The organism is Streptomyces griseicoloratus, assembly GCF_014534645.1.
Classification (GTDB): domain Bacteria; phylum Actinomycetota; class Actinomycetes; order Streptomycetales; family Streptomycetaceae; genus Streptomyces; species Streptomyces griseicoloratus.
Genome location: NZ_JACVQF010000061.1, coordinates 1 through 311, shown reverse-complemented (window position 1 = coordinate 311; position 311 = coordinate 1). Strand labels below are relative to the sequence as shown.

Below are 311 nucleotides of genomic sequence, written 5' to 3'. Positions count from 1 at the left end.
GCGGACGCCAAGGTGTATGTGGCCCTGTCCACCGGCAGCGGCTTCGGTCCGGCCGCCGTCTGGCACGACTTCTTCGCGCCGGCCGGAGAGTTCCCCGCCCTCGGCGACGTGAACGGTGACGGCAAGGACGACCTGATCACCTTCACGCAGGGCAGCACGGGTGACGTGTATGTGGCCTTCTCCGACGGCAACGCCTTCGGCACCGGCCGCCTGGTCCACGAGCACTTCGCGCCGGGCACCGAACAGCCCCGCGTCGGCGATGTGAACGGCGACGGCAAGGACGACATCGTCGCCTTCACGCAGGGTGCCGA

Annotated in this window: 1 protein-coding gene; it reads left to right on the top strand. The window is 69.5% G+C overall.

Annotated elements, in window-relative coordinates; genetic code table 11:
- Window positions 1–18: 18 nt before the first annotated feature.
- Window positions 19–311: FG-GAP repeat domain-containing protein (locus H0H10_RS02210; RefSeq protein ID WP_309141713.1), on the top strand; the 293-nt coding region annotated here is incomplete at its 3' end.